This is a genomic window from Actinomadura chokoriensis (genome assembly GCF_039529475.1).
GTDB classification, from domain to species: Bacteria; Actinomycetota; Actinomycetes; order Streptosporangiales; family Streptosporangiaceae; genus Spirillospora; species Spirillospora bangladeshensis.
In genome coordinates this window covers 576,250-594,049 of sequence record NZ_BAAAMW010000002.1, presented here as the reverse complement: position 1 = coordinate 594,049, position 17,800 = coordinate 576,250, and the positions used below count along the sequence as shown (strand labels likewise).

Here is a 17,800-nt window from a genome sequence, read left to right as displayed (position 1 = left end):
TCAGGCGGCCTGGCGCCGGTCGGCGAGTGCGGCCGTTGTCAGCGTCTCCATGCGCTTGCACGCTCGCCTGTAGAACCTGACCTGCGTGAGCCGTCCGAAGACGATGAAGCCGAGCCGGACGATGGGGTTCGGGATGGGGCCTCGCTGCGAGAAGACGTGGATGTGGAACTCGACCTCGCCGGTGTCGAGCCATTTGCGCACCTCCTGGTCCATCTGGCCGCGTTCGAGGTGGCCTTTCAGCGTCCGGTAGTTCCAGCCCCATACGCGGGCGCGGCGGCCGTCCTCCTCGATGTAGCCGTCGACGACGTCCCCGATGCGCAGCCCGAGGTAGAAGCGGAGGCCGTAGAAGCGGGCCTGCAGGAGCATGTCCTTGCCGGGTTCGGGCGGGCCCGACCGGCTGACCTCCCGGATGATGGCCGGGTCGGCGTACTCGTAGTTCGCCACCAGGTGGCGGGCGGTCTCCCAGCTTCCGCCGTGGACGGGCGGGCCGGGCGGCTCGCTCGGCAGCGCCTGCCGGTAGTCGTCGATGTGCCAGCCGTCCTCCGGCCGGTGCATGTCGTGCTGCCGCGGGTCGAAGTTGAGCGGGAGGCGATGCAGTTCGGCGCGCCGGCGCAGCATGCGCCGCTGGACGCGGGTACTGCCTCTCATCGGGGCGTCCTCTGCGGTTGACGGCGTTGCGCTGACCGGAGGTCCCGGGTGCGATGGGGCACCCGCTGGACGGCGGCGTACGTGGGGCCGCGCACCTGCTGGAGCAGCCCAGCGGGAGGCAGTTCCGGGATGGGGTTCTGGGCCGGGTTGAAGCGCATCGTTTCGTTGTCGCCTCGTCCCGGGCCCAGGATTCGCAGCCTGCCGAAGCGCTCCCAGCGGCCGGCCTCGGTCGCCACCACCAGGTCCAGTTCCAGTGGCCGGTAGTCCACGGCGGATGCGAGCGTCGTCAGGTCGGCCGGGATGAACCGGGACGAGTCTCCGACCGCGCCCAGCAGGACCCGGCGGTCGCCGGCCCGGTAGGCGAGCAGGGAACCGTAGAACGCCGGACTCCAGTGGTATCCGGGCCGCAATAGCCGGCGGCCTATCGGCGTGTGCCCGGTCGTGGCCAGCAGCAGGTCGGAGGTGGCGTCCGACCCCGCGTCGCCTGCCGAAGGCTGCGTCCAGCGCAGCGCCAGGCCCAGCAGATCGGGCAGTTGCGGCGGCAGCCCGATCGCGCGGGACAACCGGACTTCGGCCCGCATTTCCGCACGCTCGTCCAGGAATGGGACGCCCCAGTATCGGGACGCCCCGTCCAGCATGAGCACGGCGTCGAACACGATCCCCCGGGGATGCAGGGGCCGGTCGCGCACCCGCGCCGCCAGCGCGAAAGGCCGCGCGAACGCCGCTGTGACGGCGCGGGTGAGGAGCTGCTGCGCCGGGCCGCTGCCGGGGACGTCGGTTCGCTCGGTATGGACTTCGACCTCGCCGACCCGGTGGCCGTCCGACATCTCGGCGACGCGAGCGCAGAAATGCGCCCACATATGGAGCTGCATCTCTTTGGCGAGGCCCACCCCTTCATAGAGCGCCTCCGCCAGCCGATCACCGCTCCGCGCCCAGGACTCGATCGTGAACACGAGCTCGTCGTCCCTGGTCCTGGACGCCCGGAACTCGATCTCCCCGGCCTCCAGATGTCCGCTCAGCGTCACGAACCGGAATGACTCCGGTGTGCGCTCCACGACCCGGACCGGGCAGTTCCACGGCCCCGGCATGTGGACGACGTACTCGTCCCCCATCTGCATGGGCCGGGACGTCCCCGCGGTCTTGTCGAAGACGGCGACCTCGACCGGTGAGGCGGCGTTCAGATCGGCGCCCACACGGCTGATCAACTCCGCGGGCGACAGCGGGCTGCCGGCGATACGGACGGTGTATCGCCGCTGGTAGAGCGGCCCGACGCCCTCCCGAGGGCCCTGGATCCGCTCCCCGTCCCGCCGGGGGAGCCGGTCGATCTCCGAGCGGTCCCCGGCCCGCAGCCTGTACCGCGAGACCGTGCGAGAGCGCCGCAGCCACCGCCACCCCGCGATGCCCATGCCCACGGGCCACCGCATCGCCCGCACACGGCGCCGCGAACGCACCCGCATCGCGTCCCCCCGATGTCCCCCGCTGGCTCGACCCGCCGTGCCATACCCCCGCTGACCAGCACGAACCGCACACCACCGGAACCCGGACGGCCACACCGGGAGCCACCGCGACGCTGCCCCGCGCACGCCGGCAGCCCCTCATACCCGGCTGGAGCCGTAGCCACATGTGCTGGTGAGAGCAACGGGTCGGCCGTCCGGTGCCCCTCGTGCGTGTCACTTCTCGATGGTCATGCGATGCCGGTGTCGTAGGACGCCTTGATGCCGTCCGATCCGCGGGTCAGGTGAGGGCGAGTGTTCGCATCGTCAGGCGGGCGGTGCGGGCGCCTTCCTCTTCGGCTGTGCGGAGGGCGGTGGGGACGTCGAGGTCGTTGAGGAGGGCCTTGGTCACGGCTGCTTCGGCGGTGGGGGAGTTGCCCGGACGGCCGGCGGCGGTGTGGAGGCGGTCCAAGAGGGCGGCGGCCTGCTCCAAGGCTTCGGGGGTGTAGTCCCATTCGTCCTGCCAGGGGGTGCTCATCAGCATGAGGCGGACGGCGGCGGGCGGGTGGCCGGGGACGAGGTCGGAGACCAGGACGAGGTTGCCGGTCGACTTGGCCATCTTCTCGCCGTCGCGGCGGACCATGCCGACGTGCAGCCAGGCCCGGGAGAAGGGGCGGACGCCGGTCAGCGCCTCGGCCATCGCGGATTCGTAGGCGTGGTGCGGGAAGCGCAGGTCCGTGCCGCCGGCGTGCAGGTCGAGGGACGGTCCGAAGGTCGTCATGGCCATCGCGGCGCACTCGGCGTGCCAGCCCGGACGGCCGGGACCCCAGGGGCTGGGCCAGGCGGGCTCGCCCGAGCGGGACGGGCGCCAGACCGCGACGTCGAACGGATGCCTCTTGCCGGGCGCGCCGGGCTCGTCCCCGTACTCGGCCAGGAGGGCGTGCGCCTCGTCGTCGGGCAGAGCAGGGACGTCGGCGCCGTGGAAGTAGACCGCGTTGTCGTGGACGTAGGCGTGGCCGGACGTGAGAAGGCCCTGCGCGAGCGCGATGACCTCCCGGACGTGGTTGTGCGCGCGGGGCTGGTGGTCGACGGCGTGGACGCCGAGGGTGTCGAGGTCGCGTTCGAAGTAGTACTGCTGGACGGCGGCGAAGCTGTCGTAGGGGCTTCCGGCGCGGTGGGCCGCCTGGTTCAGGACGTCGTCGACGTCGGTGACGTTGCGGCAGACGCGCACGTCCGCGCCCGCGTGCCGCAGGACGCGGGCCGCGACGTCGGCCCAGACGAAGGTGCGGGCGTGGCCGAGGTGGGTCGCGTCGTACGGGGTGATCCCGCAGACGTACATCCGGGCGGGTCCGGCGACCGGCAGCGGACGGCCGCCGATCCGGAGCGTGCGGTCGGGTGCGTTGAGATCCACGGGATGCCGTCCCTCACGGTGGGGAAGCCCGAAGGCCGTCCTCCCTCCAGTGTGCGAAGCGGGAGGTAAAGACGGAACCGGGACGTTGGTCCCACCGGCCGGGGACCTTGGGACCCTGCTCTGCGACCTGCCGCGTCAGAGGCTGGGCACATGACAGAAGTCTCCGGCGGGGCGCGGGCGCGGGTCGTCGCGGTCATCGGGGTGTCCGGTGAGCACCGGGCCCTCCTCGCCGACCTGCTGGGCGGCGGTTTCGACGGCGCCGTCTACGCGGTGAACCCGCACTGCGCCGGGAACGCCGCGGACGGCGTGCCGTGCGTGGCGACGCTCGCCGACCTGCCCGAGGTGCCCGATCTGGCCGTCATCGCCGTCCCCGCGTACGCCGTGCCCGGCGTTGCCGAGGCGTGCGGCAGGTCCGGGATCTCCGCCCTCATGGTGAGCAGTTCGGGAATGACCGTGGGCCAGGAGCGTGCGCTGCTCGCCGCCTGCCGCGAACACGGCATGCGGCTGGTCGGCCCGGATCACCTGCACGCCGCGCACTAGTCGCGGGCCTTCAGAGTGGACGACACCCGGGTCTAGGCCGCTCAGACCGCTGCCGGTCGTCTAAGTTGCGGTGACCAGGGAAGAGCCATGGGGAAGCGGGCGTGCCGTTCGCTCTCAGTCGGTACCATTCATGATTGCCGTAGGGCAAGGAGTGCGGTCGGAGGGACGGTCATGACCGGCAGCGGGGAGCGGGTCGGCGATCACCCGGGTGCGGGGGCGCGGGCCGCCGTCGAGCCGTCCGACCGGCCGCGGCGATTGCCCTTCAACGCGCGCACGCTGAAGGTGGCGCGGGCGATGGTCGTGCAGTGCGCCGCCGCGGCGGGCCTCACCGAGGACCGCGTCCAGGACGCCGAACTCGTCGCCAGCGAGCTGACCGCCAACTCCGTCGAGCACGGCGGCGGCTCGGGCGTGCTGTGCCTCTGGTACGACGCCACCCACCTGATCATCGAGGTCAGCGACGCGGGGCACATCACCGATCCGCTGGCCGGGCGGCGTCCCGTCCCGCCGGACACGGTCGGCGGCCGCGGGCTGCTGCTCGTCCACAAGCTCGCCGACCTGGTGCGCATCCACACGGGGCCGGACGGGACCACTGTCCGCGTGTACTTCACCCGCGCCATGATGTGATCATGAGTGAGATTTCCGCGCAGGGATACGGGCCGGACCACGAGACGCCGTTCGCCTTCGGGGTGCACCACGTGCAGATCGCCATCCCGGCGGGCGGCGAGGACGCGTGCCGCGCGTTCTACGTGGACGCGTTAGGGATGAGCGAGGTCGCGAAGCCGCCGGTGCTGGCCGCGCGGGGCGGGCTGTGGGTGCGCGCCGACGGGCTGGAGATCCACCTGGGCGTCGAGCAGGACTTCCGCCCGGCCCGCAAGGCGCACCCCGGCATCCGCGTCGAGGACCTGGACGGGCTGGCCGAGCGGCTGGCCGAGCACGGCATCGAAGTCGACTGGGACGACAACTTCCCAGGTCACCGCCGGTTCTACGCGTTCGACAACCTGGGCAACCGGCTGGAGTTCCTGCAGCGGGACGGCACGGTCCCGCAGTGGTGACGCGCTAGCGGGCCGACGGGAACGGCCCGGCGCGGCCGAGCAGGGCCTGCACCGGGCTGTCGAGCCGCTCGCCCAGCCAGGCCGCCGTCTCGGTCACCGGGGCCATCCGCACGCCCGTCGCGACGCCCATGCGGTCGAGGGAGTAGAGCAGGTCCTCGGTCGCGATGTTGCCGGTCGCGGCCGGCGCGAACGGGCAGCTGCCGAAGCCGCCGGTGCTCGCGTCCAGTGCGCTCACCCCGTGGTCGAGCGCGGTGAGGGCGTTGGCGTAGCCGGTGTTGCGCGTGTTGTGGAAGTGGCAGCGCAGCGGGACGTGCGGGGCGATCTCGGCGGCGCCCGCCAGCAGCGTGCGCACCTGCGCGGGGACGCCCACGCCGATCGTGTCGGCCAGCGCGATCTCGTCGGGCTCGCTCTCGGCGACCCGCCGCACCAGGTCCAGGACGCGCTCGGCCGGCACCTCGCCCTCGAACGGGCAGCCGAAGGACGCCGCGATGGTGACGGTGCGGAAGAGCCCGGCGGCGCGGGCGTCGGCGGCGATCCGCGCCCAGGTCGCCACCCCCTCCTCGACCGTGCAGCCCTGGTTGCGGCGGCTGAACTCGTCGGTGGCCACGACGACGACGTTGACCTCGTCCACGCCGGTGGCGAGCGCCCGGTCGAGGCCGCGCCGGTTCAGGACGAGCCCGGCATAGCGCACCCCGTCCGGCCGGGGGACGCGCTCCATCACCGCCTCCGCGTCCGCCATCTGCGGGACGCGCTTCGGGTTGACGAAGCTGACCGCCTCGATCCGCCGCAGCCCGGCCGCCACGCTCCGCTCGATGAGCCGCACCTTGTCGGCGGTGGGCAGGATCGCGGCCTCGTTCTGCAGCCCGTCCCGGGGGCCCACCTCGATCAGTTCGACGTCCGCCATCGGCCTTCCCTTGTATGCAATCTGTGGATGTACTGCAGAATCGTTCAGGAAGAACCCTTGTGTCAAGCGACTGAAATGCTTATCTTGCATGCAATCGATCCACCGAGGAGGTTCGGATGGTCCGTGCCGTGGACCGTGTGTACACACGGCTGCGCGCCGACATCCTGGACGGCGTCCACCCGCCCGGGGCCCGGCTCGGCGAGGCCGAGCTGGCCGAGCAGACCGGCTCCAGCCGGACGCCGGTCCGGGAGGCGCTGCGCCGGCTGGAGGTCGAGGGCCTCGTCGAGGTCCTGCCGCACCGCGGCGCCCGCGTCCCCGACTGGACGCCGGAGGACCTGGAGGAGATCTACGACCTGCGGATGCTGCTGGAGGGCGCCGCCGCCCGCCGCGCCGCCACCCGGATCGAGCCCAAGGCCGCCGACCGGATGGCCGAGCTGTGCGACCTCATGGAGCGCTCCGCCGCCTCCGGCGACGGCCAGGACCTGGACCGGGTCGCCGAGCTGAACGCCGAGTTCCACGGCATCGTCCGCGCCGCGGCCGCCAGCACCCGGCTGGTGTCGATGCTCAACGCGGTGGTGCAGCTCCCGCTGGTCATGCGCACCTTCCACCGCTACTCGCCGGACGACCTGACCCGCAGCTCCGCCCACCACCGCGAACTGGTCGCCGCCCTGCGCGCGGCCGACGGCACCTGGGCCGAGTCGGTGATGCGCGCACACGTGCTCGCCGCCAAGGCGGTCCTCCTACGCGCCGCCCGCGCCCAGCCCGTCCCCAATGACCAGCCCGCCCCGAACACCCAGCCCAACACCCAGCCCGCCCCGAACACCCAGCCCGCCCCGAACAACGACCCGACCTGAACGACCCGGCCGCGACTGGCCGGCCCGAACGACGACCCGGCCGGAACCATCCGGCCCGAACGACGACTCGGCTGGAGCCGGCCGGCCTGAACGACGACCGGCCGGGACCGCCCGGCCCGAAGGACGACCGGCTGGGAACCGCCCGGCCTGAACGACGATCCGGCCGGTGCCGGCCGGGCTGAATGAGACGACTGAAACGAGGGTTTGCCAGATGTCGACGCACGACGGTGCCATGCAGGACGCCCGGGGGCCGCTCGCCGATCTGCGCGTGGTGGAGATGGGGCAGTTGCTCGCCGGTCCGTTCTGCGGGCAGCTGCTCGGCGACTTCGGCGCCGAGGTGATCAAGCTGGAGGCGCCGGGCGCGGGCGACCCGATGCGCCAGTGGGGGCGGGAGAAGCCGCACGGCAAGTCCCTGTGGTGGCCCGTGGTCGCGCGCAACAAGAAGTCGGTGACGTGCAACCTGCGCACGCCCGAGGGGCAGGACCTCGCGCGGCGGATCATCGCGCAGGCCGACATCGTCGTGGAGAACTTCCGCCCCGGCACGCTGGAGCGCTGGGGGCTGGACTTCGACACGCTCCGCGAGGCGAACCCGGGGCTGATCCTCGTGCGGGTGTCCGGTTTCGGGCAGAGCGGCCCCTACGCGCCGCGCGCCGGGTACGGGTCGATCGGCGAGGCGATGGGCGGCATCCGGTACGTGACCGGCGACCCGGGGAACGCGCCGTCCCGGGCCGGGATCTCGCTCGGCGACTCGCTCGCCGCGGTGTTCGCCACGATCGGCGCGCTCGTCGCCGTCCACCACCGGAGCAACACCGGGCGCGGCCAGATCGTCGACTCGGCGATCTACGAGGCGGTGCTGGCGATGATGGAGTCGCTGCTGCCCGAGTGGGCCGTGGCCGGCTACCAGCGCGAACGCACCGGGTCGGTGCTGCCGAACGTGTCGCCCAGCAACGTGTACCCGACCGCGTCCGGCGAGATGATCCTGATCGCCGCCAACCAGGACACCGTGTTCGGACGCCTCGCCAAGACGATGGGACGGCCCGAACTCGCCGATGACCCCCGGTTCGCCGGGCACGCCGACCGGGGCCGCAACATGGCCGAGCTGGACGAGCTGATCTCCGCCTGGTCGGCGACCCTCGACACCGAGGCCCTCCTGGAGACCCTCCACGAGGGCGGCGTCCCGGCCGGACGCATCTACACCGCCAAGGACATGTTCGACGACCCGCACTTCGCGGCCCGCGAGGCGATCGTGCGCCTCGTCCACCCCGACTTCGGGGAGCTCCCGATGCACAACGCGTTCCCCAGGCTCAGCGAGACGCCGGGGTCGGTGCGCCACGCCGGCCCCGCGCTCGGCGAGCACAACCGGGAGGTGTACGGCGGCCTCCTGGACCTGCGAGAAGACGAGATCGCCGCGCTGGCCGAGCGCGGATCCATCTGAGTAACGAGCACGGCACCGGGAGGCCGGCATGGGCTATCGCCTAGGCGTCGATGTAGGAGGCACGTTCACCGACGTGCTGCTGGTGGACGAGGAGACCGGCGTCAGCCACCGCGCCAAGACCGCGTCCACTCCGGCGGACCAGTCCGAGGGCGTCCTCAACGGCATCCGGAAGGTGTGCCGGGACGCGGGGATCGGGCTGTCCGAGGTGGCGCACGTGCTGCACGGCACGACGGTGGCGACCAACGCGATCCTGCAGGGCAGGGGAGCGCGGGTCGGGCTGGTGACGACCGAGGGGTTCCGGCAGGTGCTGCAGATCGCCCGGTCGTTCGTGCCGGGCGGGCTGGCCGGCTGGATCATCTGGCCGAAGCCGGAGCCGCTGGCGAAACTGGAGCACACCGTCGAGGTCCCGGGCCGGATCGCGGCCGACGGCCGGGTCGTCACCCCGCTGGACGAGGAGCGCGCCCGCGCCGAGCTGCGCAGGCTCGCCGGGGCCGGCATCGAGGCGCTCACCGTCTCGCTGATCAACGCGTACGCGAACGACGAGCACGAGCGTCGGGTCGCGGAACTGGCGGCCGAGGAGCTGCCCGGCGTGCCGGTGTCGCTGTCCAGCCACGTCCTGCCGGAGATGCGGGAGTACGAGCGGACCGTCACGACCGTGGCGAACAGCTACGTGCAGCCCGAAGTCGCCCGGTACGTCAGCAACCTCGACCGGTCGCTGACCGGCAGCGGCATCGCGGCGCCGCTCTCGGTGCTGCGCAGCGACGGCGGGCTCACCCAGGCGTCCAAGGCGGCCGAGGACCCGGTGTCGCTGCTGCTGTCGGGCCCGGCGGGCGGCGTGACCGGCGCCGTGTGGTTCGCCGAGCAGGCCGGGTTCGGCGACTTCCTCACCTTCGACATGGGCGGGACGTCCACGGACGTGGCGCTCGTCCTCGGCGGCAACCCCCGGATCGGCCGGGAGACGAGCGTCGGCGACCTGACCGTCCGGGCCACCAGCGTGGACGTCCGCAGCGTCGGCGCCGGCGGCGGCTCGATCGCGCACGTCCCCGAGCTGACCAAGGCGCTGCGGGTCGGCCCGCAGTCGGCGGGCGCCGACCCCGGCCCCGCCGCCTACGGCGCGGGCGGCACCGAGCCGACGGTCACCGACGCCAACGTCGTCCTCGGCTACCTGCCGACGCAGCTCGCCGGCGGGGAGATCTCGCTGGACGTCGAGGCCGCCCGCAAGGCCGTGAGCGGCATCGCCGAGGCGATGGGCCTGCCGAGCGTGGAGGCCGCGGCGGCCGGGATCATCGACATCGTCAACGAGAACATGCTGGGCGCGCTGCGGCTGATCAGCGTCCAGCAGGGCTTCGACCCGCGCGAGTTCGCGCTGATGTCGTTCGGCGGCGCGGGCCCGCTGCACGCCAACGCGCTCGGCCGGCTGACCGGCGCGTGGCCGGTGATCGTGCCGCCGTCGCCGGGCGTCCTGTGCGCCTACGGGGACGCGACGACCTGCGCCCGCGACGAGAGCGCCCGCACGATGGTGCGCCGCTTCTCCACCCTCGACGACGGCGAGCTGCGCGCCGTCCTCGCCGAGCTGGCCGACCAGGCCGCCGCCCGGCTGGAGTCGGAGGGCGTGCCGCGCGGCAGCCAGACCGCGGCGTACCAGATCGACCTGCGCTACCACGGGCAGGGCTTCGAGATCCCCGTCGAGGTCGACCGCGAGACCGTGGACGGCGACCTGCTCGCCGAGCTGGGCGCCGCGTTCGACGCCGAGCACAAGCGGCTGTTCTCGTTCCTGCTCGACAACGAGCGCGAGGTCATCAACCTGCGGGTCACGGTCAGCGGGCCGCGCCCCGAGGTCGCCTGGCGCACGCTTCCCGAGGGCGACGGCGACCCGTCGGCGGCGCGCGTCCGCGAGACCGAGGTGTGGATGGACGGCGCCTCGGTGCCCGCCGGCATCTTCGACCGCTCCAAGCTCCGCGCCGGGGACGTGGTGGCCGGACCGGCCGTCGTGGTCGAGATGGACTCCACCACCCTCGTCCTGCCGGGGCACGCCGCGACCGTGCACCCGAGCGGCAGCCTGCTGATCCGTCCGACTGAGGAGGGCTGATGGCCGAGATCCTGCAGACCACGACCGAGCCGGTCGACCGGGTCGACGTCGACCCGGTCACCCTGGACATCATCGAGAACGCGCTGCGCAACGCCCGCTACGAGATGGACGAGGTGCTGTTCCGCACCGCGCTGTCGCCGGGCATCCGCGAGCAGCACGACGAGTTCCCGCTGATCGCCGACCCGTCCGGGAAGATGGTCGTCGGCCAGTTCGGGCTGTCGGTGCCCGACTTCCTGGAGAACTTCGACGGGACGATCGGCGAGGGCGACATCCTGATGACGTCCGACCCGTACGCGTGCGGCGCGGCGATCAGCCACGCCAACGACTGGCTGCTGGTCGTGCCGATCTACCACCGCGGGCGCCTCGTCGGCTGGTCGTCGATGTTCGGCCACATGTCGGACGTCGGCGGCAAGACGCCCTGCTCGATGCCCGCCGACGCCCGGACCATCTACGAGGAGGGCGTGATCGTCCCGCCGTTCAAGCTGTACGAGGGCGGTGAGCTGAACGAGGCGGCGCTGCGCATCATCCTCAATCAGGTGCGGATGCCCGACTGGAACCGCGCCGACCTGAACGGCCTCGTCGCGGCCTGCACGACGGCCGCGCGGCGGGTGACCGAGCTGTGCGACCGGTTCGGCGTCGAGACGTACCTGTCCGCGCTGGACGCCCTGCTCGACCGCAACTACCAGGCGATGAAGGTGCTGCTCGCGACCCTCTTCGAGGACGGGCAGACGCTGGAGTTCGCCGACTACATCTGCGACGACGGCTGCGGCTACGGCCCCTACGAGCTGAAGATCTCCCTCACCCGGACCGGGGAGAAGATCCATCTCGACTTCAGCCACGCGGCGCCGCAGGCGGTCGGGCCGGTCAACTACTTCATCAACGAGAACCTCGTCCGGATGTTCTTCGGGATCTACGTCATCACGGTCGCCGACCCGCAGATCCTGTGGAACGACGGCTTCTACCCGCTGATCGACGTCACGATCCCCGAGGACTCGTTCTGGAAGCCGCGCCACCCGGCCGCGCTGAACGCCCGCAACCACGGCATCGGCCGCGTGTTCGACCTGTTCGGCGGGCTGCTCGGGCAGACGAACCCGGAGATCCTGAACGCGGCCGGGTTCTCGTCCTCGCCGCACTTCATGTACTCGGGGCACTACACGTCCGGGCCGCGCGAGGGCGAGTGGTTCCAGCTGTACTCGATCGGGTTCGGCGGGGTGCCGGGGCGCCCGGTCGGGGACGGTCCCGACGGGCACTCGCTGTGGCCGTCGTTCGTCAACATCCCCTGCGAGTACCTGGAGTCGTACTACCCGCTGCGCATCGAGCGGTGGGAGACGATCGCCGACTCCGGCGGCGCCGGCCTGCACCGGGGCGGCAACGGCGTGGACGTCGCCTACCACTTCGAGGAGCCGGGCACGATCGCGATCCACGACGACCGCTGGCTCACCTACCCGTGGGGCGTGAACGGCGGGCGTCCGGGGGAGCGGGGCCGCAAGTGGATCGACCGGGCGGACGGCACCCGCGAGGTGCTGCCCAGCAAGGTCCACGACGTGCCGGTGGCTCCGGGCGACGTGCTGCACTTCGTGACGTGGGGCGGCGGCGGATGGGGCGACCCGCTCGCCCGCCCCGCCGAGCTGGTGGCGCAGGAGGTGCTGCGCGGGCTCGTCACCGCCGAGGGCGCCCGTGCCGGGTACGGCGTCGTCTGCGGCGCCGACGGCGTGCTCGACGCGCAGGCCACCGAGCTGCTGCGGGCGGAGATGACCGCGGCGCGGACGGAGATCCCCGTGTTCGACATGGGGCCGCCGCTCGCGGAGATCCTCGACCGCTGCGAGGAGGAGACCGGGCTGCCCGCGCCGCGCCCGCCGGTCGACGTCCGCTCCGCCGACGCCCTCCGCCGATGACCGGCCCGGACGGCCCGGGTGGCTCGGGCGATCTCGTCGCCGACTACCGGGCGTCGGGGTTCGGCGAGAGCCTCGGCTGCGGTGACGCCCCGGCGGTGCTGGTGGTCGACTTCGTCCAGGCGTACCTGGCGGACGGTTCGCCGCTGCGCGCCCCGGTCGAGGACGCGCTGTCGGCGACCGTGGCGCTCATCGGGGCGGCACGGGCCGCCGGCGTGCCGGTGCTGTTCACGCGGGTGAGCTACCAGCCGGGCGGCGCGGACGGCGGGCTGTTCCGCCGCAAGGTCCCCGCGCTGCGGGTGTTCGAGGAGGGGAGCCCCCTCGGCGACTTCGCCGAGGGGGCCGCCCCCCGGGCGGGGGAGACGGTCGTCACCAAGCAGTACGCGAGCGCGTTCCACGGGACGTCGCTCGCGGCGACGCTGACCGCGTCCGGCATCGACACGCTGTTCATCTGCGGGCTGACCACGAGCGGCTGCATCCGGGCGAGCGCGACCGACGCCCTGCAGCACGGGTTCCGCCCCCTCGTGGTGGACGAGGCGTGCGGCGACCGCGACCGCCGCCTGCACGAGGCCAACCTGCTGGACCTCCAGGCAAAGTACGCCGACGTGATCTCCCTCGCCCGCGCCCTGGAACTGATCACCTAATCGTTGACCTGCGGCGTGTTGTTGTTATGAGGGCCCGCATAACAACAACACGCCGCAGGTCAACGTTTGTCAGGCGTGCTTGGCGGCGGTGGTGTGGAGGGCCAGGGACAGGTCTACGGCGCTTTCCACGACCGCGTCGAGGTCGTCGCCGAGCCTCCCGTCCGCCCACTGCTGGGCCAGCTCGGTCATGGCGCCGGTGAACATGGTCGCGGCGATGACGACCGGGAGCGACGGATCCTCGATGTTGCTCATCGCGAGCACGCCGTCCAGCAGGGCGGTCTGCGCGGCCCGGCGCCGCTCGGCGAGGACCTCGTTGCCGCGCGCCTCGGCGAACAGGACGCGCCCCCGGCGCGGGTCGTCGCTGATGAAGCGGAGCACGCTGCGGATGCCCGCGCGGGTGCGGACCTTCGGGCTCGGACCGGCCTCGTCGAGCGCCCTCGCCAGCGCGTCGGCGAGGGCGGTGGCCTCCCGGTCGTAGACGGCCGCGAGCAGCTCGTCGGTGCCGGCGAAGTTCTCGTAGAAGTAGCGCGTGTGCAGCTCGGCCTCGCGGCACACGGCGCGCACCGTGAGGGCGGCCTCGCCCTCGTCCCCGAACAGCGTGTACGCGGCCCGGACGAGCATGGCCCGCCGCTCGTCCCGCCGGCGGCCCGCCGGGACCCCGGCCCACCGGGTGGACGTGGCCGTGCGCGCGTTCGCCATGCCCCGACGATACCGGCCCCGCCCGTCCGCACCGCCCAGTCTGGACACGGGTGTACCCAGATGCTTATTCTGGCCACAGTTGTAGCCAGAATTGGGAGCGCAGATGCCGGCCGAGACCAGCCAGGGCAGGACCAGTCCGGGCAAGACCAACCCCGTCGCGACGCGGTTCGAGCGGGCCTTCGACACCGAGATCCGCTCCAGGTTCTTCAAGGGCCTCGACTTCGCCGGGCCGGAGGGCGACCCCGGCTGGTTCGGGCCCGGCAGCGCGGTCTGGTACGTCCACGCACACCTGCCCACGCTGATCCTCGGGCTGGTCGGCGCCGCCTACATCGAGGGGCTCGACCCGAGCATCAGCTGGATGGCCTACGACCACTCCCGCATTCCGGAGCGCGTCGACGGCATCCCCACGGGCAGGATCGACCCGGAGGGCGCCGCCGTCCGGCTCGGGCACTCCCTGTCCTTCTTCATCGGCACCGCCTACGGCTCCACGCCGACCGCCGAGCGGCTGGCCCGCACCGTCCGCGCGATGCACCACACCATCAAGGGCACCCGGCCGGACGGGCTCGCCTACGACGCCGACGACCCCGAATGGCTGCGCTGGAACTACGCCACCGTCGTCTGGGGGCTGGCGACCGCGCACGAGCGCTACCACCGGCGTCCGCTGCGCGACATCGACCGCTACTACCGCGAGTTCGTCCGCGTCGGCGAGTCCCTCGGCGGCACCGACCTGCCGGCGACCAAGGCCGAGGTCGCCGAATGCCTGGAGTCGTATCTGCCGCGGCTGGCGCTCACCCCGATCAAGGCGTTCCAGACCGGGCCGAACCTCCGCGGCGGCAAGGCCAAGCCGTGGGAGCCCGGCGGCCCGTTCATGGACTGGGCCGCCCGCGACCTGCTCCCGCATTGGGCGCAGAAGCTCTGCCTCTACCGTCCGCCGAACCCGCTCGTCGTGCGCGCGCGCCGGAGCACGCTGTGGCTCGTCCTCAACGGCCTGCACGACGCGACGGGCCCGATCCGCGAGTACCGCGAGGCCGAGGCGCGGGTCGCGGCGGGCGTCACCGCCGCGGTCGCCTCGACCGCCCCCGACCCCGTCCTGACCCGCGCCGAGGTCGAGGCCACCGCCTGACGTACCGGTGCCCGGCCCGGCGCCGCCACCGGTGTATTGGACGGCCTCCGGGATTTGACGCACGTTGGGGGACGGGAACGGCACTCGCGGCCGGGGTTCGATTTCTCCCGTGGCCTGAATGGGCCATTGATGGGATTGGCCCGGCATCTATTGTGGGAGACGCTGTGTCGATCCCGGAGGTAGGGCAGGCCATGAGCGATTCACACGCACCGTACCCGCAGTCGACTCCGGGGATCGATACGACGGTGTCCCATTCGGCGCGCATCTGGGACTATTGGCTGGGCGGCAAAGAGAACTACGTAGTCGATCGTGAGCTGGGCGATCAAATAGCGGCGGTGCTGCCCGACATCGTGGAGCAGGCCCGCGCCGACCGGCTGTTCCTCGGGCGGGTGGTGCGCTATCTGGCCGGCGAGGCCGGCATCCGGCAGTTCCTCGACATCGGGACCGGGCTGCCCACCGCCGACAACACCCATGAGGTCGCCCAGCGGGTCGCGCCCGCCTCCAGGGTCGTCTACGTCGACAACGACCCGCTGGTGCTGACGCACGCGCGGGCGCTGCTGGGCAGCACTCCGGAAGGCGCCACCGACTATCTCGACGCCGACATGCACGACCCGGAGACGATCCTGCGCGGCGCGGCCGGGACACTCGACTTCTCCCAGCCCATCGCGGTCACGATGCTCGGCGTCGTGTGGCACATCACCGACGACGACGAGGCCCGCTCGATCATCGGGCGGCTGATGGAGCCGATGGCGTCCGGCAGCCATCTGGCCATCGCGCACCCGACGATCGAGGTCACCGGCGAGAAGATGGCCGAGGCGATCCGGCAGTGGAACCGGTTCGGCAAGCCGCCCGGCGTCCACCGCACGCCCCGGCAGATCCAGGACCTCTTCCACGGGCTGGAGATGGTGGAGCCCGGAGTCGTCTCCTGCACGCGGTGGCGGCCGGAGGCCGCGCCGTTCGGAGAGCCCGCCGAGAGCGACCAGTTCGGCGGGGTCGCGCGCAAGCCCTGAACCGCGCCCCGGTGCGGACCGTATCCGGGGGAGCGGCCATGGTGACGAGAGGAAGCAGGTCATGAGCGCGGTCCCGGCCGGGCGGCACATCGCCGAGCCGGTCACCGAGCCGGCCGCCGACGCGGCGGCCGGGCTGACGCTGCCGAGGCTCGTGCTGGGCGCCCGGCTGCGCCGGCTGCGCGGCGGGCGGGGCATGAGCCGGGGAGCCGCCGCCTCGGCGGTCGGCTCCGAGGACAGGCTCGCCGCCCTGGAGGCCGGCACCACCCGGTGCCGGCTCGACGACGCGATGGCGCTGTGCGACCTCTACGGCGTCGACGAGCACGCCACCCGCGTCGCGCTGCTGGAACTGGCCCGCCAGTCCCACCGGCCCGGCTGGTGGCAGTCCTACCGGGAGGTCATCCCGGCGTGGTTCCTGCGGTACGTCGGCGCGGAGCAGGTCGCGGCCGTCATCCGCTGCTACGCCGTCCAGTACGTCCCCGACCTGCTGCAGACTCCCGACTACGCCCGCGCGCAGATCACGCTGGTGCACCGTACGGAGCCCGAAGCGGAGATCGCCTCCAGGGTGGGCCTGCGCATGCGCCGGCAGGACATCCTGCACCGCTCCCGGCCCGCCCTGCTCTGGACGATCCTGGACGAGGCGGCGCTGCGCCGCCCCGTCGGCGGGCACGCCACGATGTTCCGGCAGCTGGAGCACCTGCTCGACATGTGCGACGCGCCCAATGTCACCATCCAGATCCTGCCGTTCGCCGCCGGCGGGCACGCCGCGCTGACCGGTGCCATGACGCTCCTCCGGATGCCGGAGGAGGACCTGGCCGATGTCGTGTTCCTGGAGCAGCTCGACAACGCGCTGTATCCGGACCGTCCCGGCGACCAGGACTACTACCGGCACGCGATGAACGCCCTCGGGGTGCAGGCGCTGCCGCCGGCGCGCACCGCGGCGATCCTCAGCGACGTGATCTCCTCGCTGTGACGGCGGACGTGTCGTGTGACACAGAACGGCGTCCGCGGGCATGGGATCGTATGCGCGGCACGGGGCCGAACAGAACGAGGCTTCCATGGTCGATGAGCAGCCTGATCAGGAATTCCAGCGCCGGCTCCGGGAGCTCTACCTGCGGGCCGGCTCGCCCTCGTCCGCCCTGGTGGACGCGACCGCGGCCCGGCTGGAGGAGTTCTACCCGCTCGGCGGCGGCCGCCGTTCGGTGCCGCGCGGCATCAGCCGGTCCACGCTGAGCCAGGTCGTCAAGGGCACCCGGCTGCCCACGGCGGGGATGCTCGCCGCGATCGTGCTGAGCCTGCAGCGGTGCGGCTGGGAGAACGGCAGCCTGGACGACGACCCGGGGCCGGACGCGCTCCCCGAGTGGCACCGCCTGCTCCGCGAGGCGCAGGCCGCGCGCGCCGCACGCCCGGCGGCGTCCCGCCGGCCGGCCCCGGTGCCCGCGGACGGTCCGCGCCGCCGGGCCGACCCGGTCGTGCTCGAACCCCGCGAGCGCGCCGAACTCCGGGTGCACGGCCGGTACGCGGCGGCCCTGGAGCGGCGGGCGGCCGCCGGGGACCGCGACGCCGTCTACGAGATCGCGGTCCTGCTCGGCTGCGTCCCGGGCCACGGGCACAAGGCGGCCGGCTACCTGATCAACGCCGCGGCGGCCGGCCTGAGCGTCGCGGCGAACCTGGTGCCGGTGGACGGCGCGGAGGTCGACCGGGCGCTGGCGGTGGCGCACGCCCACGTCCTTGCGTACGCGGCCGGGAGGCGCGGCGACAGGGAGGCGGCACAGGCATTCCTCTCCTGCGCCGCCGCGGCCGACGCCGATCCCGCCCCGCGGCTCTGAGCGGTCCTGCGCGCGGGCATCGCCGGTCATCGAGCATTTCCCGTAATCGGGGCAGTGCGCTCGGGCGGTCGCGGCGTTCCCTGGCGTTCCGCGGCGGCCACTGGAGTGCTCAATAGGTCTCTACCGGGTTTTTCCCGCGAAATCACCACGGACTCGACTTAAGTGAGCGAAAGAGTCAGGCCTGCGCACCGAGAAACCAGTGATCCGCGGAGAGGAGAAGGCACGGCGATGCCCCCGATA

At 72.7% G+C, this 17,800-nt stretch carries 17 protein-coding genes; 12 read left to right on the top strand and 5 right to left on the bottom strand.

The annotated features are described in order from the left end of the window. The 3 genes from ABFX46_RS06920 to ABFX46_RS06910 form a co-directional block, all read right to left on the bottom strand. Window positions 1-648 (bottom strand): DUF1990 family protein, encoded by a 648-nt coding sequence (locus ABFX46_RS06920; RefSeq protein ID WP_346040493.1) that lies wholly within the window; start codon window positions 646-648, stop codon window positions 1-3. Further along, window positions 645-2,072, bottom strand: a complete 1,428-nt coding sequence (locus ABFX46_RS06915) for a DUF1990 family protein (RefSeq protein WP_346040492.1) — start codon at window positions 2,070-2,072, stop codon at window positions 645-647. Before ABFX46_RS06915 ends, ABFX46_RS06920 begins: the two co-directional genes overlap by 4 nt. A gap of 310 nt (window positions 2,073-2,382) precedes the next feature. Continuing rightward, window positions 2,383-3,492: a class I tRNA ligase family protein gene (locus ABFX46_RS06910; protein ID WP_346040491.1), complete on the bottom strand. Its 1,110-nt coding sequence runs from the start codon at window positions 3,490-3,492 to the stop codon at window positions 2,383-2,385. Between the two features lie 150 nt (window positions 3,493-3,642). Here ABFX46_RS06910 and ABFX46_RS06905 point away from each other — a divergent pair, with 150 nt between their 5' ends. From ABFX46_RS06905 to ABFX46_RS06895, 3 genes are all read left to right on the top strand, one after another. Continuing rightward, entirely contained in the window at window positions 3,643-4,032 is a 390-nt protein-coding gene (locus ABFX46_RS06905) for a CoA-binding protein (protein ID WP_346040490.1), read from the top strand. Between the two features lie 171 nt (window positions 4,033-4,203). After that, on the top strand, window positions 4,204-4,656 hold the full coding sequence (locus ABFX46_RS06900; protein ID WP_346040489.1) for an ATP-binding protein: 453 nt from the start codon (window positions 4,204-4,206) through the stop codon (window positions 4,654-4,656). A 2-nt stretch (window positions 4,657-4,658) separates the two neighbouring features. Further along, window positions 4,659-5,084 (top strand): VOC family protein, encoded by a 426-nt coding sequence (locus ABFX46_RS06895; protein WP_346040488.1) that lies wholly within the window; start codon window positions 4,659-4,661, stop codon window positions 5,082-5,084. A gap of 4 nt (window positions 5,085-5,088) precedes the next feature. On the opposite strand, the gene ABFX46_RS06890 is transcribed toward ABFX46_RS06895, so the two are convergent. After that, window positions 5,089-5,988 (bottom strand): hydroxymethylglutaryl-CoA lyase, encoded by a 900-nt coding sequence (locus ABFX46_RS06890; protein ID WP_346040487.1) that lies wholly within the window; start codon window positions 5,986-5,988, stop codon window positions 5,089-5,091. A 128-nt stretch (window positions 5,989-6,116) separates the two neighbouring features. On the opposite strand from ABFX46_RS06890, the gene ABFX46_RS06885 reads away from it, so the two are divergent. From ABFX46_RS06885 to ABFX46_RS06865, 5 genes are all read left to right on the top strand, one after another. After that, complete coding sequence (locus ABFX46_RS06885; protein WP_346040486.1) at window positions 6,117-6,842, top strand: GntR family transcriptional regulator; 726 nt, start codon at window positions 6,117-6,119, stop codon at window positions 6,840-6,842. Window positions 6,843-7,053: 211 nt separating this feature from the next. Then, window positions 7,054-8,277, top strand: coding sequence for a CaiB/BaiF CoA transferase family protein (locus ABFX46_RS06880; protein ID WP_346040485.1), 1,224 nt, complete (start codon window positions 7,054-7,056; stop codon window positions 8,275-8,277). A 28-nt stretch (window positions 8,278-8,305) separates the two neighbouring features. Continuing rightward, a complete protein-coding gene (locus tag ABFX46_RS06875; RefSeq protein WP_346040484.1) occupies window positions 8,306-10,366 on the top strand; it encodes a hydantoinase/oxoprolinase family protein in 2,061 nt (686 codons plus the stop codon). Further along, window positions 10,366-12,261 carry a hydantoinase B/oxoprolinase family protein gene (locus tag ABFX46_RS06870; RefSeq protein WP_346040483.1) on the top strand — a complete coding sequence of 632 codons (1,896 nt, stop codon included), beginning with the start codon at window positions 10,366-10,368 and terminating at the stop codon, window positions 12,259-12,261. Before ABFX46_RS06875 ends, ABFX46_RS06870 begins: the two co-directional genes overlap by 1 nt. After that, a complete protein-coding gene (locus ABFX46_RS06865; RefSeq protein WP_346040482.1) occupies window positions 12,258-12,902 on the top strand; it encodes an isochorismatase family protein in 645 nt (214 codons plus the stop codon). Before ABFX46_RS06870 ends, ABFX46_RS06865 begins: the two co-directional genes overlap by 4 nt. A gap of 69 nt (window positions 12,903-12,971) precedes the next feature. Here ABFX46_RS06865 and ABFX46_RS06860 read toward each other — a convergent pair whose 3' ends face one another. Continuing rightward, window positions 12,972-13,601: a TetR/AcrR family transcriptional regulator gene (locus tag ABFX46_RS06860; RefSeq protein ID WP_346040481.1), complete on the bottom strand. Its 630-nt coding sequence runs from the start codon at window positions 13,599-13,601 to the stop codon at window positions 12,972-12,974. A 103-nt stretch (window positions 13,602-13,704) separates the two neighbouring features. Here ABFX46_RS06860 and ABFX46_RS06855 point away from each other — a divergent pair, with 103 nt between their 5' ends. From ABFX46_RS06855 to ABFX46_RS06840, 4 genes are all read left to right on the top strand, one after another. Next, window positions 13,705-14,724 (top strand): oxygenase MpaB family protein, encoded by a 1,020-nt coding sequence (locus ABFX46_RS06855; protein WP_346040480.1) that lies wholly within the window; start codon window positions 13,705-13,707, stop codon window positions 14,722-14,724. Window positions 14,725-14,915: 191 nt separating this feature from the next. Continuing rightward, complete coding sequence (locus tag ABFX46_RS06850) at window positions 14,916-15,734, top strand: SAM-dependent methyltransferase (protein WP_346040479.1); 819 nt, start codon at window positions 14,916-14,918, stop codon at window positions 15,732-15,734. A 61-nt stretch (window positions 15,735-15,795) separates the two neighbouring features. After that, a complete protein-coding gene (locus ABFX46_RS06845) occupies window positions 15,796-16,704 on the top strand; it encodes a DUF5753 domain-containing protein (protein WP_346040478.1) in 909 nt (302 codons plus the stop codon). Window positions 16,705-16,789: 85 nt separating this feature from the next. Beyond that, window positions 16,790-17,560 carry a hypothetical protein gene (locus ABFX46_RS06840; RefSeq protein WP_346040477.1) on the top strand — a complete coding sequence of 257 codons (771 nt, stop codon included), beginning with the start codon at window positions 16,790-16,792 and terminating at the stop codon, window positions 17,558-17,560. Window positions 17,561-17,800 lie beyond the last annotated feature (240 nt).

Excerpts from the sequence above, each read along its gene's own strand:
- ABFX46_RS06920 (WP_346040493.1), bottom strand. The coding sequence starts at position 648 with ATGAGAGGCAGTACCCGCGTCCAGCGGCGCATGCTGCGCCGGCGCGCC.
- ABFX46_RS06915 (WP_346040492.1), bottom strand. The coding sequence starts at position 2,072 with ATGCGGTGGCCCGTGGGCATGGGCATCGCGGGGTGGCGGTGGCTGCGG.
- ABFX46_RS06905 (WP_346040490.1), top strand. The coding sequence starts at position 3,643 with ATGACAGAAGTCTCCGGCGGGGCGCGGGCGCGGGTCGTCGCGGTCATC.
- ABFX46_RS06900 (WP_346040489.1), top strand. The coding sequence starts at position 4,204 with ATGACCGGCAGCGGGGAGCGGGTCGGCGATCACCCGGGTGCGGGGGCG.
- ABFX46_RS06895 (WP_346040488.1), top strand. The coding sequence starts at position 4,659 with ATGAGTGAGATTTCCGCGCAGGGATACGGGCCGGACCACGAGACGCCG.
- ABFX46_RS06890 (WP_346040487.1), bottom strand. The coding sequence starts at position 5,988 with ATGGCGGACGTCGAACTGATCGAGGTGGGCCCCCGGGACGGGCTGCAG.
- ABFX46_RS06880 (WP_346040485.1), top strand. The coding sequence starts at position 7,054 with ATGTCGACGCACGACGGTGCCATGCAGGACGCCCGGGGGCCGCTCGCC.
- ABFX46_RS06875 (WP_346040484.1), top strand. The coding sequence starts at position 8,306 with ATGGGCTATCGCCTAGGCGTCGATGTAGGAGGCACGTTCACCGACGTG.
- ABFX46_RS06870 (WP_346040483.1), top strand. The coding sequence starts at position 10,366 with ATGGCCGAGATCCTGCAGACCACGACCGAGCCGGTCGACCGGGTCGAC.
- ABFX46_RS06865 (WP_346040482.1), top strand. The coding sequence starts at position 12,258 with ATGACCGGCCCGGACGGCCCGGGTGGCTCGGGCGATCTCGTCGCCGAC.
- ABFX46_RS06860 (WP_346040481.1), bottom strand. The coding sequence starts at position 13,601 with ATGGCGAACGCGCGCACGGCCACGTCCACCCGGTGGGCCGGGGTCCCG.
- ABFX46_RS06855 (WP_346040480.1), top strand. The coding sequence starts at position 13,705 with ATGCCGGCCGAGACCAGCCAGGGCAGGACCAGTCCGGGCAAGACCAAC.
- ABFX46_RS06850 (WP_346040479.1), top strand. The coding sequence starts at position 14,916 with ATGAGCGATTCACACGCACCGTACCCGCAGTCGACTCCGGGGATCGAT.
- ABFX46_RS06845 (WP_346040478.1), top strand. The coding sequence starts at position 15,796 with ATGAGCGCGGTCCCGGCCGGGCGGCACATCGCCGAGCCGGTCACCGAG.
- ABFX46_RS06840 (WP_346040477.1), top strand. The coding sequence starts at position 16,790 with ATGGTCGATGAGCAGCCTGATCAGGAATTCCAGCGCCGGCTCCGGGAG.